Below are 25,361 nucleotides of genomic sequence, written 5' to 3'. Positions count from 1 at the left end.
CTTATCTCAACCCCTGTTCTTTTAATTCTTTTTGAATTTCTGTAATTCCTTTCTTCTCCAGGTCAATCTTCCAGAAACAAATTGCTGCTAATATGTACATCACAGCAGGGTAAATTCCTGCTAACACACGAATCATAAAAATCGCACTATCAGGCTGTACTGCAAGCACTGAACTATCTGTGCTGATATATCCGCCCAGTGCAAGCATCATGCTTGATAACCCTGCTGCAAGACCGATACCAATCTTACCCCCCATCGTAGCAGCTGAACTAATTGTTCCATCCATCGGCTTTTTTGAACGATACAATGCGTAGTCACAAATTTCACCTGTCATTGGAATCAATGCAACGGTAAACGGTACAACTGCAATACCACCGATACTTTTTCCAATCATGAACATCGCTAAATTTGTATTTGCAAAGAAAATAACAATATGGCTAGCTGCTGCTAATAACATTCCACCAACAATACAATTACGCTTTCCAAATTTATTGATAAACGGTACCGCAAATGGAAGAATAAAGATAGCTAACATACCCGGCAGATTAATCAGCGCCGTCTTATTAATATCTCCAAATACATATTTCGCATAGTAAGTAGCAACCGGAGCTGCTGATAAATTGTAAAGGATTGTTCCAATTGCAAGGAATACAAAGTATTTGTTTTTTACAAGTTCTTTTAAAGATTCCTTCACTGGTTGCTTTTCTTTTAAATGTGCTTCTGAATGCTCTGTTACGGTTTCTCTTGTTAATTTCACACCCAAAATTGCAGCTAAAACAGCGATTGCCGCAAAGATCAATGTTACGGTTGTATATGCAGCCTGACTCTCATTCATTGCAGAAAGAATTACAGGAACAACCAGACCAATAAGCATAACGCAGAACAATGATCCATATGCCGAGAACACACCGAGTACACTACGCTTTTTCGAATCAGCTGTTAAAAGGTTATTCATCGTTCCGCATGCCACAGAAGTCATCGTACCGAAAATAGGATTTGCCAGGAAATAAAACAGCGCGCAGAACGCAACCTTAAACCATCCAGGCAAGCTTCCCGGGCAATTGAACAGCATCATAATTGAAATAGCAAGTCCGGCTCCACCCGCAAGAACCCAAGGTCTCGCTTTGCCAAGCTTTGTATGGGTTCGATCAACAATCATACCCATGACAATATCTGTTACACCGTCAGTAATTTTCGTAATCATTAGAATCATACCAACTGCACCCATGGAAATGCCAACGTTATCTGTATAATAAATATTAATGTAGTTCGGTACATATCCCGTGGCTACTGCACTTACCATCGCGCAAAGCATGATACCGATTTTTTGATTCATTCCTAATTTTTCTGTATTTTCTTTCATTTTATCTTCCATTTCTATTCTATTTCTTACTACTTTTTATATTTCTAACTATCTTTCAAACTGATAAGTGCCACTGCCGATGTTTACTACTGTTTCTCCACAATAAACAGTTGCCGTTGTGTTACATGGAATTTCCACTTTCAATGTGTGCTCATCCCATTTCACGGAAACCATACCGGCTTCACTCTCAAAAGTTCTCTCACAGCTTGTAAGCTTTGAGTCATACTGTGGACGAATCACAAAATGTTTAAAGCCAGCCTGATCTGTGTCGATTCCGCAAATAGCACGCTCCATCCAATCATCCACGCATCCGAGTGCATAATGGTCAAAACTAACAAATCGACCTGGCTTTTTCGCCTCATCCGCATCCCATGCTTCCCAGATTGCAGTTGCACCATGGTCTACTTCGTAAAGCCATGACGGACGTTTATCCTGCCAGAATACCTGATGTGCAAGCTCCTGTTCTCCCACGATACAAAGTGCATCAAGCAAGAACGGTGTTGCTAAAAATCCGGTGTCAAGACAATAATCATTCTTCTGAATCAGTGACACTAACTTTTCTTTGTAGCTTTCCTTTAGATCATCCGGCACTAAATCAAATGCAATTGCCACACAATAGCCACCCATTAGATCATCCGGCATATGTCCGCCACGCATAATTCCATTCTGAATTGCATTTTTCATCTGCTGTGCAATCTCATCATAGTGGTTCTGCTCATCTACTTTTCCAAGCAATCCACAGATTTCCGCAAAATAACGTACGGACTGATATCCGAAGAACGGTGCCATAAAGTATGAAGTTGTTTTGGCATTCTCATAAGGATGTTTCGGGTCAATCTGCTGACTTGGAATCAACCATTCACCAAAGTGAAAACCGGTATTCCAAAGATACTGATCATACTCATAAGGAATATCACGATAACCTCTTTTTTCTTTCGCAGTACGAATAATATAATCACACCACTTTTTCATTGCTTCATAATTATCTTTGAGGACAATGGTATTTCCTGTCACCTGATGCATAATATATGGCACCCAAACTATCGCATCCGACCAGCCTGCAACACCTGTCACTCTGGTGTCACCGAATTCTTTCACCGTATTCATCAACACGCCGTCATATAGCTTTGTATATGGTGCGGTAATCATAACGACACCGTCATCTGCCTGGTTTTCTCTTAAGCTGTGAAGCCAGCTGCTTAAGAATGGTGTTACATCCTCATTCATAAGAGCCGTCTTAGCATACACGAGAATATCTCCTGTCCATCCTGCTTTCTCACGTGCCGGACAGTCTGTCGGCACAGACATCATATTGTTCCACTGTGACCATCGCACATTCTGATACAGACGATTCACTCTCTCATCGGAACATGTAAAGGAACCATAATCATCCTTTTCCGTTGTCAGAAGTACAGCTGTAAAATTTTCTTTCTTTACTTCTGTCATGCCGGTCACCCGGATATAGCGAAAGCCATGGAATGTAAATTTCACCTCATGTTCCAGCGGTGTTCCATTAGATACAACGATATCCTTCTGTGGGCAGAACATCGTATTAACGTAATTGCCATTTTCATCTAAGATTTCGAAATATTCCAATACAATTTCTGTATCCTTCGGCTCATCGATATGAATACGTGCACGTCCTGCAAGAACCTGTCCGAAATCGACAATCCACTCACCGTTCGGTGACTGGAAAACATCCACAGCCGGAAGTAGTTTGGTTGGCCTAACAGGTGGCATTGGCTGTGCTTCCAACATCTCGTATCCATAATCTTTCACTTCAACCGGATGTTTCTCGTCATAACCGATTCTATAATCCTGTTTTTCCCCCTGGAAAATATCAGAATAGCAGATTGGTCCAAGTGCACATGTTTCATCTCCGTCTGAGATAATCTGCTCTGTTGTTCCATCCTCATATTCTACTTCCAATTGGAATAACACCGATGGTTTCTCATGTTGATTTTCAAAAACAGGGCTTGCCTGCATGCTAAAATACCAACCATCACCAACATACATATCCAGTGTATTCTTTCCCTGTTTCAGAAGCATTGTCACATCATAGGTCTGATAGTATAATACGGTGCTATACGTTGTAAATTCCGGTGCAAATTCACGGTCATCTGCTCTTTTTTTGTTGATCCGAAGCTGATAAACGCCATAGCTGGTTGCATACATTCTCGCCTTTTTCACACGCTTATCCAATGTGAATTCTTTTTCAAAAAATACAGCCGGTGCTGTATTGCCGTATTTATACTCTGTAACCGGAACTCTTGGAATGGTACTTTCTACCCATTTTGCATTCCAAAGAGATTTTTCTAATAATCCAGTCTCAAATTGCGCCTCTGCTTCCGCTGTTTCATTGTAATTATTCCACACAGTCACTTTCCATTTATATTCTGTCCTAGAAGACAATGCAATTCCTTCATACTCCACAAAAGACTGTTTTTCGCTTTCAACTTTTCCTGTATCCCAGAGACATTCTTCATCACAGAGTACCTGAAGCTGATAAGCACACTGAACAGTATCATTTTTGTCGTTTGCAATTTTCCATGAAAAATAAGGATTTTGATCAATCCCAACACACTTTTTCATATGTAATGTTTTTAAATCATATAGTCTCATCTGTTTTCTCTTTTCATTTTGATATATTCTCTCATCTCTCGCACTATGCCCAATCATCAATACAATCTACCGGACGAATCAATGCCTTTTTCAGAATTTCCTTTTTCTTCATGCTAACCTGAACACCTTCGATTTCCTCCGGATAGATTCCATTCTCAACCCAGTCCATCAAAGCTTTCAGTCCATTGCTTTCTGTGATTCCAGGCTGCTCATTCCAGCAGTTTCCGTGTCCGTCTCCAGGCACCAGATACAAGCGGAAGAAGGAATCCACCTTCTCTTTTCCCATACATGCCACAACGTTCTTATAATAATCGATTGTGCCATCTACCGGAATCAGTGGGTCGTTCAATCCATGATCCACGATTAATTTGCCACCATGAGCCTGAAACACAGATAAATCAGCCTGATCCGCACCTGCATCCTTAAATTTTTCGATGCTCTGTTTAAATAGTGCTTCAAATTCCGGAATTGTAATCTTTTCAAATTTCCGCTTTGGCTGTTCTGTCACCCATCTTGCATATAGAGTTGTTAAGAAGAATGGCTTTGGCTGTTTACGGATCAGTGAATAATAGAATCCACCGACTGGAATACCTACATTCCAGAATTTCACACCCGGTCGAAATCCGTACCATAACCGATTTCCATCAGCATCTTTTGGTCCATCCCAGAATGCCTGCATGACTTTCGCATCCTGTTCGGTAATTTTACCACCTTCACTCATTGCTCCAACAAATGTATTTGCATCGAAAACCGGTTTCTTTTCACTTGAAAAATAGATGTCTTTTCCGCCAGATTCTTCCCATACACGCTTCATAAAATACTCAATTTTTGCAGGCTTTAAAATATGATGGTTTGTATTCATAACTGCCAAAAACCACAAACCTTCTAATAGGAATCGATTCCAATGAATCGCCGGACAGGATGCCCAGATTCCATCATAATCCTCCGGATATTCCTGCGCTTCTACCATACACTGGCGTCCACCACCGCTTCCACCATTCATGTAAGCATATTGGACAGGTCGCCCATGAACGATCTCTGCTACCGCTTTTCCCACTACTGTCATGTGATGCGTAGTTCGTGCACGCCAGTTTTCATATAATTCTCGCTTTACTTTTCCCGTCTTTTCATCCAGCATATAGTCGTGAAGTCCGTTGATGTTGCCTGCATTTGCCGTTGCAGCGGTAAAACCTTTCATCACGGCATATGGTACTGTCCATCCTCTTGTAAAATCATCGGGAGCAGTTAAATAGCCCGCTCCCCCTGTCTCTGCGCCACCGCCTACAGTCCCGGCAAATCTGCCATTCCACGTAAGTGGTGACCAGATGATAATCTTTTCTTCGAACTCACCAGTTCGCCATGTAACATTCACTTCACAATATGGCGGAAGATTCTTCACATCCTTACTGACTCCGAAAATCTTATTAAATGAATCTCCTTTTGCCTTACGCTCTCCCGTCATATTGATTTCTGCTGAATCCACCCGAATATCTGCACCTGGAAATCTCGCTTTCAGTTCCTTTTCCAAATATTCCCTTTTGCATCTGTTTTGTATCATATTATTTCCCATCCAGGCATCTTCCTTTTCTTATTTCTATAAATTTATTCTACTGATTCTAACTCATCATTACCAATTGAAACTGGCTCAGCATCTGGTGCTTCTGGTGTCTCAGGTGTTGGCTCCTTAACATCATATGTCACCAGTGGAATTTCACCAAATGTCCCATGAGATACGCTCAAACTTACTGTCATACTTCCACTTGCTGTGTAAGAACCATCTTTGTTCAGTACCATTGTTGCATTTTCACCCTTTTTAATAAAGGATGCTGCCAGGATTCCAACTGCAACAAGAAGTACAGCAAGAACGCCCAACACAATTACTAAAACTCTTTTTTCATAAGCACACCTTCTTTGTTTTACTTGTGACTCCCCACATTTCCATACTTATAGATTACTGTGTTGGATATTTAACTTAAACACTTTATATTGACTTACAATCATAGAATCTTGACATTGCAGTATATATTTCCTATAATAGACTCAGTTTTAAACAAGAGGAGGCATTGTTATGTTTGAGAAAATCCCCTTATCCCATTATGAACCACATAAGCGCTTGACTTCCAAGCAACTAACTGATAAGGAACTTAACGACAAGAAATATGGTGACGGCAATTTACCTAATGCATCCTTTTCTCTTATGGGAAGCGTGGAGAGTTTTCAGATTCCCCCAATTACAGACTATGCGTTGGAGCATCTGTTTCATTTGCAAGCTTTTACACTGTTTCATTATCAGGCACCTTCCTATACCGAACGACAAAATTATCCGTCTTTTCTGATTGCGTTTACATATAGCGGAACTGGTTCTTTGACCTATCGTGGTAAAACATATTCTTTATCGAAAGGAGACTGTTTCTTTATCGATTGTATGGATTATCATTTATATAAGGTGGATAAAGGTAGATGGGATGTTGCTATTTTGCATGTGCAGGGCCCACTATGTAAGGAATTATATGCACAATTCGCAAAAAATGGTTCCTTTGTTTTTCATGAATCGCCGGAAGGTAAGTTCCAGCAATATCTCGAGAAGGTTTTAAGCATCTACAGCAGTGCACAATTATACCGTGATTGGCAGGCTTCTTCTTGTATTGACGTGCTGCTTACATATCTTCTCATTCCAACACGTATTCATACAGAAGAAACGGAGATTCCGCAGAATATCCGTTTCTTGATTAAGTATATGGAGAACAATTACCAGTCTCATATGTCACTTGACTATCTCGCTGAATTCGCATGTATCAACAAGTATTATCTGTCTCGCGAATTCAAAAAATATACGGGCTTTTCTCCAAACGATTATTTAATTTCACTACGTATTAATGCCGCAAAAAACCTGCTGCTTAACACAGCACTTCCGGCATCAAAGATTGCTCACGAAGTTGGCATTCACGACATTAATAATTTTACAACATTATTTAAAAAGAAAGTTGGCATGACTCCAATTCAATTTCGAAATTCCAGCACACTATTTTCCTGATGCTGCGTTTTCTTCCTTGATTGTCTTCCAATCGCGTTTCTTAGTACCGATTCTTCCTGCTGTGATTTCCTTTTCAAGAAATGGCAGCTTTTTATCTAAGTCATAAAACGCAGATAAAAATACACATATCACACAAATGAGTGCCGGAAGCCAAATGTAAAGGAACTTGATTGCACTCAGTGCACTGGCTGGCTGAACCGAAAGTTTCGCGTCAAATTTTCCCAAATCCAATACCCAGCCGAGCACAACAATTCCAAGTGCTGACGATAATTTATTCACGAATGAGAAGACGGCATTTCCCATACCAATGGCAGATACACCACTTCTCCACTGTCCAAATGTCAATGTGTCCTGAAGAAAGCTTCCCGCAGGTGCTGCAATGAATCCAAATCCAATTCCAACAATTGCCATAGCTCCAACAACCGCAGATTTCTGTAAGGTGAGCTGGGGTATAAAGTAACCGATAGCACTGATAATCAGACCAATCCTCATCGTATTTCCTTTTCCAATTTTCATCATAACCGGAAGTGCGGCAACAAGTCCAAACAGTAATACGATGTATAATGTCGATGACAATGTACCCTGAAGATCTAAATCATTCATAATATATTGTGCAAAATATACGGTTGCGCTTGATGCAAAACTCATCAAGAAATAGAAACCGAGGCACATCACGTTACAGAGAATCCAGTACTTGTTCTGAACAAGAGACAACAATGCGACTTTAATTGGGACATCTGCCTCTGCTTTCTCAGCTTCTTTTCTGTGCTTTTCTTCTGCCAGTTTTTCTTCAATGATACCAGAAGGCGCTTCCTCTTCGCTTTCTTTTTCTTCCTCTGTTTCCTGAGCAGGCATCACGTTATTGATACGTTCTCTAGTAAGTAAGAATGCCAGGGAAGCTGACACCGCATACAGAACAATATAACAAATCAGAGTACAAGTAAATCCCTTCTGGGTATACGCATCTCCTCCACCGAAGAAACGACAGATTTTCATAAAAAAGTTCGTTACAAGTATCGTAAACACTGTGTTGGATGCCATACTCATAACCCCAACCATACCTCTTGACTTTGTATTCATTGTCATGAACCCAATCATAGAGGCATGAGCAACGGCATTCGCTGTATAGCATACAGTTGATACCAGGTTGTATGTAACAAAGACATATACATACTGCATCATACCTTTAAATCCCGCCGGCATCCAGAACAATAAGAGAACACATACTGTTGTCGGTATAATCATTCTCGCATACCACGGTCTTGCTTTACCATATTTGCTCTTCGTTTTGTCAATGATGCGTCCCATAATCAAGTCTGACACACCATCGAATACTTTCGAAACAGCCATAACTGTTCCAACTTCCGTCAACCCCAAATACAAAACATTCGAATAGTAGATCAAAAGGAATGCTGACACAATTAGGTTCAGTATATTCGTTCCTGCTCCAAAAAAATAACCTAAATAGTCCAGCCCTGTCAATTTTGCATCCGGTGCCATATCGCGTTTCTTAAACATCTTGCTCTTCCCCTTTGCTTTCAATTTCTTATAGATTTATTTTCTTTATTGTAAAATATCCTCTGTTTGGGTAAATCCTCTTATATTGCCCTTTTATCATATAATCTTGCTACTACACACCTGACATTTACACAAATAATACATTTTCACAAGATACTATGATATTTTATCAAAATAGAATGTTTCTTTCAAAATCTAGGCTTGCTAAAATGCTAAAAAAATTATAGGAGGTTTATTATTTATGTACGATTCTTTTCATCCCGGTCAGATATGGCTTGACCAAGAGGGAAAACGAATTCAGGCCCATGGAGGTTCTGTTTTTTACTTAGACGGTGTTTATTACTGGTATGGAGAAAACAAAGAAAAAACAACAGGTGATAATAACATCTGGCATTGGGGTGTTCGCTGTTACGCATCGACAGATTTATATAATTGGGAGGATAAGGGCATTATCATTCCGCCTGCGCCAGATGATTTGCGCTCATCTCTGCATCCTTCTTCACAGATGGACCGTCCTCATATTATCTATAACAAAGAGACACAGAAATTCGTATGCTGGCTGAAAATCATGCACAAGGATGGTTCGCAGACTGTGACTGTTCTCACAGCTGAACACATTCTCGGACCATATGAGAAGGTCAGAGAAAACTTAAGACCACTGAACATGAATGCCGGCGATTTTGATTTAGTCGTTGCAGATGACGGGAAGGCTTATTATTATTTTGAACGTGTACATAGTGAGACCATTTGTGCAGATTTAACAGCAGATTACACAGATGTAACCGGGTATTACAGTACACATTTTCCACACCCATATCCACCTTATGTAAGGGAAGCAACCGCTCATTTTTACAGAAACGGAAAGCATTATCTTGCAACATCCGGCACTACCGGATATCTGCCGAACCCTTCGGAAATTGCAGTCGCAGATACCTGGCACGGTCCATATCGGGTACTTGGAAATCTACATCCGGCGGACAACAGTGATACCTCTTATCATTCCCAGATTTCCTCTATTTTTAAAGTAGAAGGTAAGAAAGATCTGTATATTGCCGTGGCTGACCGTTGGATGCCGAAGCACATGGCTTTGGACTATAATAAGTACAGCAAAATCTTTGAAAATCGATTCAATCCGAACGCCACAGAACAGATTGAGGTAGATGATACTCTTCTGAAGTGCATTCTGGATAAAAACACTTCCGTTGCAGATTATGTATGGCTTCCAATCTTGTTCAATGGAGAGCGACCTTATATCGACTGGAAGGAATCTTGGAAGATTGAAGATTACGAATAATTTTTTATTCCTTTTATTCACATGAATATTGGCATAAAAAAGAGAGAGAATTCTCTCTTTTTTATGCACTACAACTTGTTTCTATTCGCCTGTTACTTGAATCTCCACTGCAACGGATTCCAGACCATCGCTGCTTGCTGTCACTTTGATAGTTCCACTTTTTTCTGTACTCTGTACCACTGCCAATACTCTTCCATGATAAGAAGTGTAAGCACCTTCATGGAAATATTCTTCCGTCTCCGGATTTCCACTTCCAACTGCGAGAAGCTTTCCTTCACCCTCTACCGTCACATTTATCTTCTTCTCTGTTGTCATTTTTAATATTCCATCTTTATCAATGAGATGAATTGGAATATAGACAATATCTTCTCCATCCGCTTTGATTTTCGTCTTTTCCGGAAGAATCTGAAGTTTTGTGTCATTGCCTGCAGTTGCCAGGGTTTCTCTTGCAAGTTCGTTTCCGTCACGGTCAAAACTAATCGCCTCGAGCACTCCAGGCTCATAAGCTGTCTTGAACATGCAGCGACATGATGTTAATGTCTCCTTACCGACCAGTTCACCATTTTTGTATAATTCTACTGCTTCACCAACACTATAGATTTCAATCTCAGCTTCTTTTCCTTCCTGTCCCGGCCAGTTCCAACAATGAATGCTGTCTGTTAGTCTCCAGCGTCCCAGTGTATACTCTTCACCACTATGATTAACAGGTCGAACACCGATATATGGTTTCTGATATGCTCCCCACAACACAGCTGAATAGTATGCCTGACTTTCCGGGAATCCTGTCAAATCCACCGATCCACATCCTGCTGACAGACATGGATATTCTTTCGAAAACGGTGCCTGTGTTGTTCCATAAACAGGAACTCCCACGCCAGCTTCTCCCAGATAATCCCATGCAGTCCACATAAAATCACCAATTACATAATCATGCGCCATGACCATATCCCAGTTGCTGTCCATTCTGCTCGGAAATGTTTCAGAACTGAGAATTACTCTCTCAGGTGCAAGTTTATGGGTTCCTTCGTACAGATTCTGTCCGTAATTATATCCGACTATATCCACATGACTGATGCACTCGCCAATCAATGCTTCTAAGCTTTCCGGTGTAATGGATGCCATAATTTTAGGAAGCAATGTAATAATGTCATTGACTTCTGCACTTCCTGCCATTTTCTCTTTTTTTACTTCTGTTTCTCCTTTGGCTGCTCGTTCTTTTGCAGCTTTTTCTTCAGCAGCTTTCTTCTCCGCCTGCTTTGCCGCGAGAACTGACAGCATGCTATTGATTGCAATAGTGATCGGACGTGTCTGATCCATCGCATGAAATGCATTACTTAACATCTTTGAAATGGTTGCTCCAAATGGTAATCCGGTATCTGTGATTTCATTACCGATACAGTACATAATGACACATGGATGGTTGTAATCTTTGGATACCAGTGCCTTCACATCTTGCTGCCACTCACTATCAAAATAGCATGCATAATCGTAGGTAGACTGTGGGATTTTCCACTGGTCAAAGCTTTCATCCAGAACATACATTCCAAGTTCATCGCATGCATCCAGAAAGTTTTTGCCTGCAGGATTGTGCGAATAGCGGATTGCGTTGTAACCTAATTCTTTTAACTTTTTCACTCTGCGATATTCCGCTTCATCATATGCACATGCACCAAGAATACCGTGATCATGATGAACACAACCGCCACGCAGTTTTATTGTTTTACCGTTGACCTGCAATCCATCCTCTGCACTCCATGCAAGATTTCGGATTCCGAATCGTTCTGTCGAACAGTCTATCATTTTTCCATCTTTCTCTAAGATTGTACGGATTGTATAGAGATTAGGCTCTTCTGCCGTCCACAGTTTTCCATTCGGGATTTCGATTCTAACTGTATCACCTTCTCCGGTTGCGACCACCTTGTCATTCTCTAAAATTTCATATCTGATGCACATATTTTCGGCATTCACTGTATTTGTCTTTACGTCAATCAAAGCTGGTGCAGTGCTGACTGTTGTCACTTGCACACCTTCTGGAAGAATATGGCTTTTTTCTCCACTCCAGAGATTGACACTGCGGTAGATTCCACTTCCTGAATACCAGCGCGAGTTCGGTGCTTTTGAATTGTCAACCACAACTTTCAATGTGTTTTTTTCTCCAATTTTCAACTGTTCTGTGATGTCTACATAGAAATTTGAGTACCCGTATACACGGCCACCTACCTCTGTATCATTCAGATATACTTTTGAATTCATATATATGCCTTCAAATTCAATCATCACACATTTGTCACGATAACATTCCGCACCCATGATATTTTTCTGATAGAGATAAGTTCCACCAGGGAAAAATCCTCCTGCATTCCCATTTGGAGATGCAGCATCTCTCTTTTCCATAATCATCGCGTCATGCGGCAATGTAATCTTCTCCCACGCATCTGCACCTTCTTTTTGAAACATCCAGTCTCGATTGATTCTTTGCTTCAACATCGTTCTACATCCTCCTTCACGTTGCACTTACATCTTTCCTTTATTTTACTTTTTTGTATCCTTGGGAACAATATCTCTGTTCGTCTTTGAAATATTCTTTTGTATCATATTTCGTGATTTCATATTTCTTGTTCAGACGAAATATGTTATAATATCAGCAAAAGAAACCAAGGAGGTTCATGATGTCTATATTCATCGATTCCACTGTCAAAAAAGGAAATCAAATGCTCGAAAATCTTGTCTCTTTTCGTGAAAACAAGGACTCATTCTCATTTCATCAGGAGGTGAATGTACCATTTATGATTACACTGATGTCAATTCATCCAGATGCTTTAGATACAAGTGCACTATCTGTATTTACACCGGAATCTCAGTTCAACATACCGCTTCACGGAATCAAGGGACGCAGCAAAAACAGCATGCATCAACACAACTCTTTTGAATTCACTTACGTCCTTAGAGGCAATATGTATCAGATTGTAGAAGGTAGACGATACCTCTACACGCCCGGCAGCTGTTGTCTGATGAACCGTGACACATTACATACAGAGGAGACGTCCACTGATTTTATATGTATTTTTTTCTCTGTATCCTCCAATTTTATTAAGATGCTAACAAATTATGGGAATCCAATGCTATTTCCACAGGAACAACAGCGTTTCGATAACTTGATTTTTCATTTTTTAGAACAGAATACGCAGGAGCAACATCGCAACACAAAAGATTTTATCGATTTTGTTCCACGCATTTCTGCAAAAGAACAGAAAATCCTTGTCCACGATATTTTTGAGCAGATGATTTCCACACTACTTTATCCTTATTATGGAGCAACGTATCATCTGCAGGATTTATTTTTTCAGTTGATTGATATTCTATGTGACGAGCAGTACTATCAGGCAATCCATGTAACTGCAAAGAAGAATATGGAATCATTGCTCTTTGCACGTATTGAACTACTTCTGGATGAATACCACGGTCGCATTAGCAACAGTGAACTTGCTCATCTTCTGAATTATGATGGCACTTATCTGGGTAAAATTGTAAAAAAACAGACCGGTCAGAGTCTGTTTGATTACAGCATGAATTTCACAATGAAGACAGCAGCAGACATGTTAAAAAACACGAAAAAAAGTGTGTCCGATATAGCCTCTGAACTTCAGTTCAATAATCGAACACACTTCTATAAACTATTTAAAAATTATTTTGGAGTGACACCACGGGAATATCGGGAACAATTATGATAATTCAAGTTTAGCAAGAATCATTGTAATAGATACACCAAACTGTGCACCGAACAATATCATCGTTCGTCATACTTCTTTTCGCGTGTATCATATTTCGTCATTTACATTTTAATTATTTCAGTTCCATATCTATTTTCTTTTTACATAAAAAAAGAGAGACAATCGCTCTCTTTCCTCTTTTTTCCGCACCTATTTTTTTAAATAATATTCGCAATATTTTAAAGTCTTATCCATAAATTCTTGTGTTTTATCTAAATCGTTATACATGCCATGATTTGATTTTGGAAACGCTATGTATTCATATGGCACATCATATTTTTCAAATTCATCCATAAGCAGGTGTTTCTGATTTTGAGGCACACAGTGATCAATCAAACCATAACCAATCAATGTTGGCACCGGATTCTTTCCTTCGAGTGATGCTGGTGAAATTTGATTAATTGCATCTTTACACTCTTCTGTCGTAATGTCCCCCTTGTAACCTGTCATCATTTCAACAAATTCTTCTTTTGTTTTCAGATGATCCACCTTCATAAGTAATCCCCAATCTTTTGGATCAAAATACGTCGGTCCCGACATTTGGAATACAAATTTTACAGGAATAGCAGAACGACCATTATACGCCAGATTCATTGCTAATGTTCCACCGGCTGACACACCACTTGTTGCCATTGCATTCACCTGATATCCTAGTTCTTTTAGCTTGTCTTTCATGGCTGCTGTCGCTTGTTCAATTTCACAATTAATCAATTGAATTGTTGCCTCTTCACCGTGAGTTTGCAGTGTATAATCAATCGTTGCGGTAATATAACCTTTCGTTGCAAAGTACTTACACCAACCATCACCATCTTCTTTTTTACCTGAATTAAAGCTACCACCATGAATGTAGACAATCAGAAACTGTTCTTCACTTTTATTCAATCCCGAAGGAATGTACAAATCATACTTGTGATTATGCTCATTCTCATAATTTAAATCCGAATAAATGGTTCCCATAGATTCATCCCAATCTACAGCAAGCAGTTTTGCAGGTGCACCACCTAAAAATTGAATTCTAATAAATGCACTCACTAAAAATGTTACGATAAATACGATAATATACATCGCTATTTTCCACTTCCTTTTTATCATATGATATTGTCCAAAAAAATCTTACCACAAATCGCACCAGATATAGCTGCTACAACTATTACAATCAAAAATTTCATAACTCTATTCCTCATTTCTGTTCTGCTACCTATTCTATAACGTTTATGTATTCTATTATAATAATTTTTTGTATGTGAATGAACATTGCATCTTGCTTTTCAATCATATAATATTGTCATTACATAAGAAAAGTGAAACCATATAATGATAGTTTCACTTTTCTTTCTTCTATTTCTCAAAGCATTTTATCTTTACCTGATATTGCTTCGTTTCACCTGATTTCAAGAACTTTAACATCCCGGTCTTACGCATGACATCGCGTCCGTCTGGATAACAATTGCCACATTCTAGACCTAATACATAATCACGAACTCCCATCATCTTCCACTCCACGAAGCCGTCTAATTCTTTCGCATCATATTCCATAGCAAGTCCAATGTTTTTCTTCGGCTGATAAATGGATGCATATCCTCTTTCCTGCATTTTGTGATAATAGCAGCGCTCCTCATACCCTGGTGTCGGTTTTTCCATATTCATCCAATTCTTGATATCTTCTGCCGCATGCTTGTTTCTTGGTGTCACTTCTTCCGACTCAATTTTCACTACACTATCCTCATCCAAAAGCGGATAGCCCATGTTCATATGATACAGAATTTCAAACGGTTCTTTTTTGTCTCCTGTATTCTTAATCGTATCCGAAAATGTAAACTCATTCTTTCCGATTGGGAATGTATACGTTCTGCAAAGGCACAATTTTCTTCCAAAGATCGTTTCATCAGATGTTCTTGCCTTCACGATCAGGCATCCATCCTCTTCATACCAAAAGCTATACTCTGTCGGTGTGTTTGCAATGGAACCATGCAACGGAAGCTCTTCCCCTTCATCTGTACACGGACTTCCCACTGCCTGTAATCCACATGTGGTAAGAAAACCGGCTGTAAAAGATTTTAACCAGTCTGCTCCCTTTGATTCATAATAAGCCGGAGCCACATATCCACATGGCGAGAAATAACTCATATTCATTCCTTTATAACGAAGTCTGGAAATATCAGCATTTCTATCCAAAGAAATAGTCGCTTCCAGTCCGCTTCCGTTATTAATAACCAGTAGGCGCATCCCATCACCTTTGCCACCAACCAGACGATGCTCTTCTATTCCATAACATTGCGAATAATGTCCAATATATTGATTCATATCTCAAGTCTCCTCTTTTGAATTAATGTGAGCATGCTAATATTCATTTCCATAGCATCATTGATTTTTTCCAATAGATATTTGTGTGTAAGAAGTTTTTCTGGAACGCTACTCATGTTCACGTCCTCTCGTTCTTTTATTATGACCGTTCACTGCAGCATTGCATCTTCTCTGCCTGAACTGTTATCATCACATTTACATTAACCCTCGAACTGCACGATAAACCTGTTCGTACCGCTCATAGATTTCCATATACTTTTCGTGCATTTCTTTTCTTGGTTTATAAGTGGATACTTCATGCACCATTACCTGTGCCGCCTGCTTTAAATCATCAAAGATTCCTACGGCAATTCCTGTCAGCATTGCACTTCCCACAGTTCCTGCATCAACAGTCTCAAGCGATGTAATTTCCATATCCAGCATATCCGCCTTCATTTGCATCCACTCTTTGGAATGAGCTCCACCTCCAGTCGCATTGAGTCTATGGAAATGTATTCCTGACTCTTTCAGCCACTGTAGATTCAGCACCATCTCATAGACAACCCCTTCCATGCAGCCCCGGTAAATATCTGCCGCAGTTGTGGCAGTCGTCAGTCCTAAGACTGCCCCTTTCGAACCGGTATCCATGTATGGAGTTGCCGCTCCTGCGAAATGTGGAAGCACCAGCAGTCCTGTCGGACTCACAGACTGTCTCTCCAGCAATTCATTGACAGAGATTCCTTCTGCTTTTGCCTCTTCCTTTTCCTTCTTTGCAATTGTTTCCGTACACCACTGCATCAAAGCACCTCCGGTGTAGGAAAATGCATAGCATACATATTTCCCGGGTATAACATATGGTACAACCGCATAATTTCCCTTTGTCATAACCTGCATGTCCGGTATCTCATCATAGATTGGGGTGATACATTCGACCGTTCCGGCTCCGTCAACAGCTGTGTCAGAGTCAAATACGCCTGCTCCGACTGCCGCCGCAATCTGGTCATGACTGATACACACAATCTTGGTCTCTGTGGTAAGCCCTGTCTTTTCTGCGATCTCTTTTGTCACCGTTCCTGCAACGGTTCCTGTCGGAACAGTCTCTGACATCAGATTCACATCAATCCCCGCTGTTTCAAAGATTTCTTTGCTCCACTCCATCTTCCGGATATCAAATCCCATCGTTCTTGTCGCGAGGGAATAATCGATCTTCGTCTGTCCGGTCAGATGATAAACAACGAAATCTTCCATGAGGAACACATGCTCAGCTTTAACATATAATTCCGGCTCATTTTCCTTCAGCCACATCAGCTTTGGCAGGCTATACATTTCATGAGGTTTCATGCCAGATATCTCAGCGATTCTGTCCTCACTCATTTTATTGCAGAGCTGCATGCATTGCTCTTTTCCTCTCGGATCTGTGTAGAGCATTGCTGCATGCAATGGCATTCCGTCTGCGTCTGTCATCACGCATGTTTCTCCGAAGCTTGTAATCCCGATTCCTGCGATATCTTTGTACTGCTTTGTCGTATCCGTGATTACCTTCCATACTCCTGCAAGAATCGCATTGGCATCTACTTCGTGAGCACTCGCCATGCGTTTTACCGGATAATCACTGTAGGACTTATGCACTTGTTTTCCGTTTTCATCAAAAACTGTCAGTTTACAGCCTGTTGTTCCGATGTCAAGTCCTCCGATATACATATCATTTCACTTCCTTACAAATTATTTTTGAAGTAAGGTGTTTACAACACTTTTTATTCTTTGTCAATATCCACCCAGTCATATCCAAGATATGTAGTGAATGCCTCTTTTAATACATCTTTCATGTGACCAACACCGATGCATGTGTGATGTTTGAAACCGCCTCTTGCCAGGCGAATCATTTTATCTTCCATATTCGGCATCTCGCATACACCTGCACATCCGAAGTATGCTTCCTCGATCGGATCAGCTGTGAATTCTGCTTCACTCGCATAAATCTTAATCTTACCATCTACAGTCAGACAGTTAGAAATTGTTGTTTTCATCGGACGAATTCTTCCTTCATTCGTTCCCCATCCACTTCCCGGATCACCTTTGTCGAACATCTTATGAGATGTAACTGTTCCTTTCTGTGTCATCAGGCTCTGTGCTGTAGAACCGCAGTGGAACAGGATTACTTTGTTTTCCTCATCACCATAGTTGTTGTTCCAGTCAAGAACTGCTGTAGGCTCTTCACTTGCAAGTGCCATTGCACGCATTGATACAGCAGATGTCAAATCGATTTCGCAGCTTGTCACGATACCTCTGTCATTTAACTCAGACAAGAGTACACATGGGCAAATTCTTAGAATCTGTTCCATCTCATTCCAGCAACGGATTGCGAGCGAATCCAAGTGGTACTCTTCTACATACTCATCAATGACTACCGACACTTTTGCAAGCATCACTTTCTTTTCCTGTGGAACCTTTGTAAAATCAGAATAGTTCATCAAAGTTTCCATCTTTGCAAGCACAGCTGCATCATCGTCTGCCTTCGCATTGACTTTGAAGATTAATTCAGATAAGTCAAACGACTCGACAGTAATTCCATTTTTCTGTAATCCAACTTCATCAAATCTAGTTGTTTTAAACGCTGTTGTTCTTGCACCGATGCATCCGATTGTGAATCGCTTCATACCATTTACGACACGGCAGATTGCTGCAAAGTCTCTTAAGTTCTCCGCAAACTTCTCTGACAATGGATGTACCACGTGTGGTTTTAATACCGTAAATGGAACCTGATACTGTGTAAATACATCTGTAACTGAGAATTTACCACAGAAGGCATCCCTTCTGTGTGCGAAATCCATTTTACCAATCTCATCCGGATATGCCTGCATCAGAATCGGAACTCCTGCATCCTGTAGAGCTGTAATTGCACCGTTCTCATCAGCGAAAATCGGCATAGAGAAAATGACTCCATCGTATTCTCCATCATGTTCTTTGAGCCATTTCGCATACAGCATACCTTCATCTCTTGTCTCGATTCCGCCGTAACGTGTCAGATCTGCATCCATTGCAATATAATCATATCCTGCATCTGTGACTGCTTTGATCATATCTTCTCTTGCACCGTAGATAAGTTCTCCCGGCATGAATCCTCTGTTGCAAAATGCTAATGCAAATGTCATCTTTTTCTTTGTCATGTTTTCAATCTCCTTTTCTTATTTTTTCAGATGTTTCTATTCATCTAACAAAGCAAATGTTCTCATTGCTTCTTTTACATTTTCTTTCATTGCTTCTGTTGCTGCCAGTACAACTGATGAGTAAAATTTCGGTTCATTTTCCTTTAAGCTATTCACATACTCTGCCGCAGCATTTCCACCTGATTTATCCATATATGTAAAGTAGTTTACTTTGCGAACTCCGGCTTTGATTCCTGTATGGAAATCTTCTTTACTCACACCGGAACCCCCATGCATAACAACCGGAATGTTTCCTGTCTGCGCTCTTACATTTTTTACAACATCGAAATCTAACTGTGGTTTTGCAAGATAGATACCGTGTGTTGTTCCGAACGAACATGCGAGAGCGTCAATCTTTGTCTCTTCTACAAACTGTTTTGCCTGAACAGGATCTGTGTAAATCTTTGTGTCGTCCTCTTCCCCGCTTCCGTCACCGGCTCCTGACTCACGTTTTCCCATAGAACCTAACTCTGCCTCTACGCTGCAGTTACATTTTGCAGCCATTTCCACTGCTCTTTTTGTATTTGCAAGATTCTCTTCATAGCTTAATACAGAGCCATCATACATGATTCCTGTAAATCCGATTTCCAATGCCTGCTGTAGATATTCCAATGTCTCACCGTGGTCAAGATGCACACATACCGGAACACTCGCCTTCTTCGCATGTTCAACCATAATCTGTCCAATTACTGATACCGGAATCCACGGTTCATGACACTGGGCAAACTGGATGATCACCGGCACATCCAACTCTTCTGCCGCACTGATAATTGCAATCAGACTCTCCAGATTTGGCGTATTAAATGATCCGACTGCAATATTTTTTTCTTCTGCCATCTGTAAGATTTCCTTCAAGTTGACTAACATAATTTTCCTCACTTTCATTGCACACTGATACATTGATTTTTGCTGTACCAACTTCAAATTACTTAACTTCATGTACTGACATCAGCATATACAAAACAAAAGGAAAAATATAGTAAAATGCGTTTTAAAAACTGTAAATTTTTCCGTTATCATATATTTTTTTACATTTTTATGTTACAATGAAAATCACAAAATGATGTGAAATAGGGAGATTTTTACCGATGAACTTGGAATATAATGAAATGGAACTTCACGAACTAATGAAAGACTTTTACGTTCTGACCGGAATTCGGATTGTATTGTTTGATCTTGACTACAACGAGCTGCTCTCTTATCCGGAACATAACTGTGCCTTTTGCAGTCAGATGAAATCTCAGGAACACACACTGGCTCTCTGTAGTCAGAGTGACCACACTTCATTTCAGAAATGCAAGGAAACGAACCGCCTGGTCATCTTCCACTGTCATGCCGGATTAATTGAAGCTACCGCCCCACTAATTGAGAACAATACAGTGATCGGTTATATGATGTTCGGACAGATCTCTGATGAACAAAATGTGGAAATGCTTGCTTCTATGTTAGCCCAGTACTTTTCTCTTTCCCCAAACGTAACAGAGGACATCCTCCGATATACGGAAGACATCCCCCTGAAAACACGTGAACAGATTCAGGCTGCTGCAAAAATCATGGAAGCATGTGCTTTCTATGCAATTTTAAAGAATACAATCACGGTTCAACGCAATAACTTCATCCGCAATATGGATGCATACCTGCTGGCAAATCTGTCCGAAGACTTATCCATTGACGCACTATCTTCTGCTTTTGGTATCAGTAAGACAAAACTCTGCCAGTCTGCCACGCATTACTATGGATGTGGCATTGCAGAACACATCCGCCATCTGCGTATCGAAAAGGCGAAGACACTGTTAAAAGAAACTGACAAGCCAATCACTAGAATTTCCGACCTCGTCGGGTTTGCAGATTATAACTATTTCTGCCGGGTATTTAAAAGGGAAGTCGGACTACCGGCAAAAAAATACAGGAAAAGTATACAGTGAATCTCACTTTTACTTACTCATTATACTCATGTGGAACATTATATTCCGTCAATTTTTTATCTAACCTGACTGATTCCTCATAAAGCTGGAACTTATCGTGCATTCCATATGCCGTTACCGTAGGAGCTGTGTTCTCGTTTACAATGTATTTTTCATTTTATTTTGCAGCTAATGGGCAAAATATGTCGTCGGTTCCATATTCAAATCTATATCTTTTATAACGGTCCCTACCTGTTCATTCCATTCCGTGTTCCAAGGTCTTTGGAAAATCCTCTGCACACTCCGTTTAACATTGCGCCTTCTGCAATCACTCCTGCCGAACCACCATTTCCTGTTCCGAGAAACCTATCGTTCCAATCCTTCTCTTTTTTCTTACGTTATCTTTACTGTATCTTAACAAGATTCACCGGTCCTTGTCTCTTTTCATACACTATACTCTGGCTGATGTGCTCCCCACCAGTACAGCACTGTAAAACATAAGTAAACAGGAAACTGTAGTTCATAGGAATCTGACCCCTTTTTCAAATTTCTATTTTGTCAAACTCTTCCTGAAGCTGAGCACGCATCTCATCACTCTGCTCTTTTGTAATGCCATTATCTGTAAAGAATTTCTGCATTGCATTTCCGTTCCACACATTTCCAAACGGTGTATCCGGTCCAAATTCAATTGCTACATGTGCGATATCTGCGAGGTCGCCTCCAATGATCTGATTCACGGCATTCAATGCTCTCGGATCTTTTGCAATGGCCCCGATTGCAGTGAGGTCAGAATAACCGTATGGATTTTTACAACGCACTTTGACACATGCAGTAAGCGGAAGGTCTTCGGAGGATGTACCGACAAGGAGATCAAACTCTCCCGGCTCTGTAATCCACTGCTTCAATTCCAGACTATAGCCTGCAAAGCTGTCTTTCTGCAATACAAAAGTAACATCTTTTTCCTCTCCCGGCTGCAAATATACCTTTTGGAATCCCTTGAGCTGTTTGTATGGCTTGTCGATCTTTGATACACGATCATGTACATATAACTGCACGACTTCACTTCCGGCAACCTTACCGGTATTCTTTACCTTTACGCCGACTGTAAAGTCTTCCTTATCTACATTGACTGACTCCGGCACCTCAAGTCCGGAAATCTCGAATGTTGTATAGCTCAGACCATATCCGAATGGGTATGCAACCGGAATCTGTCTTGCGTCGTACCAGCGGTAACCGACATACATGCCTTCGCCATACCATACCTCTTTGTTTTCACCGGGATAATTTTTATATGCCGGTGCATCACAATAACGTCTCGGCCATGTAAGCGGCAGTTTACCGGATGGATTGTACAATCCAAACAATGCGTCTGCAGCTGCTTTACCTCCCTGCATGCCTGCAAAGAACGGACATAAAATTGCATCCACGTCCTTTTCGTAGCAAGTCAGATCAATTGGTCCGGTTGCATTAATAATTACGATGACTTTTCCATTCGCCGCTTTTGCTTCCCGAATGGCTTTTTCCATTGCCAGCTGTTCGTCTTCGTCCATGGACAGTGTATCACGATCAGATCCTTCATGTCCGTTTGCCCCGACAACAACAATCCAGTATTTTGTATCTGCTTTCACCTCTTCAAAAGAAACATGCTCCGAACCAAGAAGCTCAACTGCACGGTCATACGGGTTGGTAGAAAGGCTTGTCATAACCTTGCTGGAGCCTTCCGGACAGAATACGAATGCTTTGCTTCGTTTTCCGTAAAATACAACATCCATATCTACCGGAATTGGCAGTACACCATCATTTTTCAGAAGAATCATTGCTTCTCTTGCTGCCTCTTCCGCTGCCTGAATCGTTTCGTCCATGTTTAACTTCGGATGGTTTCCGGTCATAGCTGTAGACTTCACAAGAATACGCAGGAAATTCCGCACACAGTTGTCCAGTTTTTCCACCGGAAGTCGTCCGTCTTCCACTGCCGCTTCGATACATTTCGTACTACGTGGTCCTGGCATAGTCAAATCTGTACCTGCCGCAGCCGCCATGACCTGATCATAAGATGCGCCCCAGTCTGAGACAACAAAGCCTTCAAATCCCCACTCATCTCTGAGGATATTTGTCAGCAGATCGTCATTCATCGCACTTGGCTTGCCGTTCAGCTTGTTATAAGCAGACATCAGTGAACCAACCCCTGCATCAACACATGCTTTGAACGCCGGCAGATAGATTTCTCGAAGTGCACGCTCCGGCACATGTTCTTCCACTCCCAAACGGTCCTTTTCCTGATTATTTGCTGCAAAATGCTTCGCGCAGGCAATCAGTCCTTCTTCCTGTATACCATCTACCTGAGCAACTGCGATCTTTGACACAAGATACGGATCCTCGGAAATACTCTCTGCCATTCTTCCGCAAAGCGGGTCTCTGTGAATGTTGATATTCGGACCAAGCACCATATCAATTCCATAGCTTCCCATTTCCTTTGCCATCGCCATACTGCATTTTTTTACGACCTCTGGATTCCATGTAGATCCATATGAGATTCCCGGTGGATAATTACCGAATTTCAACGGTTCTTCCGGCGCACCGGAAGCTTTCTTTGCTGCCATCTCCTTCTGTAATGTAGCAAATGCAAGCAGAAGTCCTCCCATGAATCCGTTCTGCTCACGGTCAAGAGGCTCCCCTGCCTGTTCCGCTGCCTCTGCAGTCTTAAAATATGCCTTTTCTGCTACATACTCTCTTGCATTCAGACCATTACAGCTATCCAGCATATACATGGCTGGAATCCCGTATTTCTCCATCTTTTCTGAATGAAACGGTGATCCACCGGTGATCATACGTGCTTTCTCCTCTACACTCATTTCGTTTAGAATCTGTTCAATTGAAACTTCATCCTTTAACTGTGTAGCCATATTCTTTCCCCTTCCTAATATTGAAATTTTTAAATAGTCATACGTTCTCGATGAACTTATAGTAAACGACCTGCCATTTCTGGCAAGCCGTTTTTTGACTTTATTTATGTTCTGCATCCCAGTTTTTGTTTGCTTCTTCAACCTTCAATGCTTTCACAAGCAGTTTCATGAAAACAACTACTGCAAATGGAACAACTGCATAAGATACTTTGATCATATTCACTGCACTTGCTGCCTGAACAGCTGCCTGTCCGTCGAATCCACCGGCTGCCAGAAGCCATCCTGCTGCCGCAGTTCCGATTCCGCCACCCACTTTAATTCCAAAGGAAGAACAGCTGAACATCATTCCGTCCAGTCTTTGTTTCTGTGTGCGATATGTATAGTCGCTTGATTCTGAGATCAATGCGTTTAAACTTCCGACAAGTGGTCCTGTACAGAATCCATTGAGCAATAATGTAATAAGCATGAGTGCTTTATTTGCCATAAATGCAAATACCATAAACAGTCCACGGAAGAGAATTGCTCCGTCATATCCCAGATTGATAATCTTGTACATTCCCTTCTTCTTAACCAGTGCCGGTGTCACTGCAAGTACAATGATCATTGGAAGCAGTGTTGCCAATGTAAATGTTCCCAGAAGTGACGGTTGTTCAAACACATATGTCATATAGTAGATTCCAACCGTCTGTGTCACACCCATCATTCCATAATACAGAACGTAGATTGCAAGAATCATCAGATAATACTTGTTTTTTACGATCACTTTGATTCCTGCTGCAAGAGATACTTTTTCCTGAATCTTCTTTTCGCCAAGCAGTTCCTCTTCCGGAAGTTCTTTGATGCTGAATACACTGATTGTATTAATGATCAATGCTGCAACGGAGAAGATGATCGCAACTGTCTTCCATCCTTTTGCACCACCACCGAAAGCTTCTACCAGACCGACTGTAGCAGTTGCTACAACTAGGTTCGTAAGCAGCGAAAAAATGAAACGGATAGAGCCAAGCTGAACTCGTTCGTTTGAGTTCTTTGTTGTCAGTGATGTCAATGATGAATATGCGATATTACTTGCTGTATAGAAAATTACATTCATCAGTGTGTAGACGATGAAGAAATACACATACTGCATATTTGCTCCCATATCCGGAATTGCAAACAACATAATCATTGTAATCGATACACCGAACTGTGCCCCAAACATCCAAGGTCTCGCCTTACCCATTTTGGTCTTTGTACGGTCAATAATCATTCCGAAAATAATATCAGAAATGCCGTCCAGCAATTTTGATGCCATAATCAATGTTCCGACAATTCCCGCATTCAATCCAACAGTATTCGTCAGATAAATCAACACAAAACTTGTGACCAGTCCGTAGGAACAGTTGGCTGCTACATCACCGATTCCATATCCCACTTTGTTATACCACTTCAGGTATTTTCTTTCTTCCATATTTTAGAACCCTC

17 protein-coding genes are annotated in these 25,361 nt (G+C 40.8%); 4 read left to right on the top strand and 13 right to left on the bottom strand.

Features of this window, described 5'->3' with window-relative positions:
* Position 1 precedes the first annotated feature (1 nt).
* Genes LQE94_RS10480 through LQE94_RS10465 form a run of 4 tightly spaced genes read right to left on the bottom strand, consistent with a single transcriptional unit; the run spans position 2 to position 5,860 of the window.
* A complete protein-coding gene (locus LQE94_RS10480; RefSeq protein ID WP_227159550.1) occupies positions 2–1,363 on the bottom strand; it encodes an MFS transporter in 1,362 nt (453 codons plus the stop codon).
* A 48-nt stretch (positions 1,364–1,411) separates the two neighbouring features.
* Positions 1,412–3,985: a family 78 glycoside hydrolase catalytic domain gene (locus LQE94_RS10475; protein ID WP_186865270.1), complete on the bottom strand. Its 2,574-nt coding sequence runs from the start codon at positions 3,983–3,985 to the stop codon at positions 1,412–1,414.
* A gap of 43 nt (positions 3,986–4,028) precedes the next feature.
* The gene (locus LQE94_RS10470; RefSeq protein ID WP_117990424.1) at positions 4,029–5,555 is read right to left on the bottom strand and encodes a tannase/feruloyl esterase family alpha/beta hydrolase; all 1,527 of its coding nucleotides are present in this window, start codon (positions 5,553–5,555) and stop codon (positions 4,029–4,031) included.
* A 32-nt stretch (positions 5,556–5,587) separates the two neighbouring features.
* Positions 5,588–5,860, bottom strand: coding sequence for a hypothetical protein (locus tag LQE94_RS10465; RefSeq protein ID WP_117990425.1), 273 nt, complete (start codon positions 5,858–5,860; stop codon positions 5,588–5,590).
* Positions 5,861–6,053: 193 nt separating this feature from the next.
* Here LQE94_RS10465 and LQE94_RS10460 point away from each other — a divergent pair, with 193 nt between their 5' ends.
* Positions 6,054–7,019 (top strand): helix-turn-helix domain-containing protein, encoded by a 966-nt coding sequence (locus LQE94_RS10460; RefSeq protein ID WP_117990426.1) that lies wholly within the window; start codon positions 6,054–6,056, stop codon positions 7,017–7,019.
* Here the strand turns inward: LQE94_RS10460 and LQE94_RS10455 are convergent.
* Positions 7,008–8,537: an MFS transporter gene (locus LQE94_RS10455; RefSeq protein WP_118724221.1), complete on the bottom strand. Its 1,530-nt coding sequence runs from the start codon at positions 8,535–8,537 to the stop codon at positions 7,008–7,010. The genes LQE94_RS10460 and LQE94_RS10455 overlap by 12 nt on opposite strands.
* 241 nt (positions 8,538–8,778) lie before the next feature.
* On the opposite strand from LQE94_RS10455, the gene LQE94_RS10450 reads away from it, so the two are divergent.
* The gene (locus tag LQE94_RS10450; protein ID WP_118724222.1) at positions 8,779–9,831 is read left to right on the top strand and encodes a family 43 glycosylhydrolase; all 1,053 of its coding nucleotides are present in this window, start codon (positions 8,779–8,781) and stop codon (positions 9,829–9,831) included.
* Positions 9,832–9,912: 81 nt separating this feature from the next.
* Here LQE94_RS10450 and LQE94_RS10445 read toward each other — a convergent pair whose 3' ends face one another.
* The gene (locus LQE94_RS10445) at positions 9,913–12,318 is read right to left on the bottom strand and encodes a glycoside hydrolase family 2 TIM barrel-domain containing protein (protein ID WP_117990429.1); all 2,406 of its coding nucleotides are present in this window, start codon (positions 12,316–12,318) and stop codon (positions 9,913–9,915) included.
* 299 nt (positions 12,319–12,617) lie between these two features.
* Between LQE94_RS10445 and LQE94_RS10440 the strand changes: the two genes are divergently transcribed.
* Positions 12,618–13,559 (top strand): helix-turn-helix domain-containing protein, encoded by a 942-nt coding sequence (locus tag LQE94_RS10440; RefSeq protein WP_186865272.1) that lies wholly within the window; start codon positions 12,618–12,620, stop codon positions 13,557–13,559.
* A 192-nt stretch (positions 13,560–13,751) separates the two neighbouring features.
* On the opposite strand, the gene LQE94_RS10435 is transcribed toward LQE94_RS10440, so the two are convergent.
* From LQE94_RS10435 to LQE94_RS10415, 5 genes are all read right to left on the bottom strand, one after another.
* The gene (locus LQE94_RS10435; protein ID WP_186865273.1) at positions 13,752–14,666 is read right to left on the bottom strand and encodes an alpha/beta hydrolase; all 915 of its coding nucleotides are present in this window, start codon (positions 14,664–14,666) and stop codon (positions 13,752–13,754) included.
* A 273-nt stretch (positions 14,667–14,939) separates the two neighbouring features.
* Positions 14,940–15,905 (bottom strand): aldose 1-epimerase family protein, encoded by a 966-nt coding sequence (locus LQE94_RS10430; RefSeq protein ID WP_117990432.1) that lies wholly within the window; start codon positions 15,903–15,905, stop codon positions 14,940–14,942.
* Between the two features lie 195 nt (positions 15,906–16,100).
* Positions 16,101–17,585: an FGGY-family carbohydrate kinase gene (locus LQE94_RS10425; RefSeq protein ID WP_117990433.1), complete on the bottom strand. Its 1,485-nt coding sequence runs from the start codon at positions 17,583–17,585 to the stop codon at positions 16,101–16,103.
* Positions 17,586–17,638: 53 nt separating this feature from the next.
* Positions 17,639–19,051 (bottom strand): L-fucose/L-arabinose isomerase family protein, encoded by a 1,413-nt coding sequence (locus tag LQE94_RS10420; protein ID WP_240577659.1) that lies wholly within the window; start codon positions 19,049–19,051, stop codon positions 17,639–17,641.
* Positions 19,052–19,087: 36 nt separating this feature from the next.
* Complete coding sequence (locus tag LQE94_RS10415) at positions 19,088–19,957, bottom strand: class II fructose-bisphosphate aldolase (protein ID WP_240577658.1); 870 nt, start codon at positions 19,955–19,957, stop codon at positions 19,088–19,090.
* 221 nt (positions 19,958–20,178) lie between these two features.
* Between LQE94_RS10415 and LQE94_RS10410 the strand changes: the two genes are divergently transcribed.
* Positions 20,179–21,015 carry a PocR ligand-binding domain-containing protein gene (locus LQE94_RS10410; protein WP_117990441.1) on the top strand — a complete coding sequence of 279 codons (837 nt, stop codon included), beginning with the start codon at positions 20,179–20,181 and terminating at the stop codon, positions 21,013–21,015.
* A gap of 521 nt (positions 21,016–21,536) precedes the next feature.
* On the opposite strand, the gene LQE94_RS10405 is transcribed toward LQE94_RS10410, so the two are convergent.
* Both LQE94_RS10405 and LQE94_RS10400 read right to left on the bottom strand, forming a co-directional pair.
* The gene (locus tag LQE94_RS10405; protein ID WP_240577657.1) at positions 21,537–23,897 is read right to left on the bottom strand and encodes a glycoside hydrolase family 3 N-terminal domain-containing protein; all 2,361 of its coding nucleotides are present in this window, start codon (positions 23,895–23,897) and stop codon (positions 21,537–21,539) included.
* A gap of 100 nt (positions 23,898–23,997) precedes the next feature.
* A complete protein-coding gene (locus tag LQE94_RS10400) occupies positions 23,998–25,347 on the bottom strand; it encodes an MFS transporter (protein ID WP_117990446.1) in 1,350 nt (449 codons plus the stop codon).
* Positions 25,348–25,361 lie beyond the last annotated feature (14 nt).

The sequence above is a fragment of the Mediterraneibacter sp. NSJ-151 genome, assembly GCF_022487435.1.
Taxonomy (GTDB): Bacteria; Bacillota; Clostridia; order Lachnospirales; family Lachnospiraceae; genus Schaedlerella; species Schaedlerella hominis.
The sequence above is the reverse complement of the archived record's forward strand: the minus strand, read 5'-3'. Positions and strand labels throughout refer to the sequence as shown.

Coding starts and splice junctions, on each gene's coding strand:
- LQE94_RS10480 (WP_227159550.1), bottom strand. CDS start 1,363: ATGAAAGAAAATACAGAAAAATTAGGAATGAATCAAAAAATCGGTATC.
- LQE94_RS10475 (WP_186865270.1), bottom strand. CDS start 3,985: ATGAGACTATATGATTTAAAAACATTACATATGAAAAAGTGTGTTGGG.
- LQE94_RS10470 (WP_117990424.1), bottom strand. CDS start 5,555: ATGGGAAATAATATGATACAAAACAGATGCAAAAGGGAATATTTGGAA.
- LQE94_RS10460 (WP_117990426.1), top strand. CDS start 6,054: ATGTTTGAGAAAATCCCCTTATCCCATTATGAACCACATAAGCGCTTG.
- LQE94_RS10455 (WP_118724221.1), bottom strand. CDS start 8,537: ATGTTTAAGAAACGCGATATGGCACCGGATGCAAAATTGACAGGGCTG.
- LQE94_RS10450 (WP_118724222.1), top strand. CDS start 8,779: ATGTACGATTCTTTTCATCCCGGTCAGATATGGCTTGACCAAGAGGGA.
- LQE94_RS10445 (WP_117990429.1), bottom strand. CDS start 12,318: ATGTTGAAGCAAAGAATCAATCGAGACTGGATGTTTCAAAAAGAAGGT.
- LQE94_RS10440 (WP_186865272.1), top strand. CDS start 12,618: ATGATTACACTGATGTCAATTCATCCAGATGCTTTAGATACAAGTGCA.
- LQE94_RS10435 (WP_186865273.1), bottom strand. CDS start 14,666: ATGTATATTATCGTATTTATCGTAACATTTTTAGTGAGTGCATTTATT.
- LQE94_RS10430 (WP_117990432.1), bottom strand. CDS start 15,905: ATGAATCAATATATTGGACATTATTCGCAATGTTATGGAATAGAAGAG.
- LQE94_RS10425 (WP_117990433.1), bottom strand. CDS start 17,585: ATGTATATCGGAGGACTTGACATCGGAACAACAGGCTGTAAACTGACA.
- LQE94_RS10420 (WP_240577659.1), bottom strand. CDS start 19,051: ATGACAAAGAAAAAGATGACATTTGCATTAGCATTTTGCAACAGAGGA.
- LQE94_RS10415 (WP_240577658.1), bottom strand. CDS start 19,957: ATGTTAGTCAACTTGAAGGAAATCTTACAGATGGCAGAAGAAAAAAAT.
- LQE94_RS10410 (WP_117990441.1), top strand. CDS start 20,179: ATGAACTTGGAATATAATGAAATGGAACTTCACGAACTAATGAAAGAC.
- LQE94_RS10405 (WP_240577657.1), bottom strand. CDS start 23,897: ATGGCTACACAGTTAAAGGATGAAGTTTCAATTGAACAGATTCTAAAC.
- LQE94_RS10400 (WP_117990446.1), bottom strand. CDS start 25,347: ATGGAAGAAAGAAAATACCTGAAGTGGTATAACAAAGTGGGATATGGA.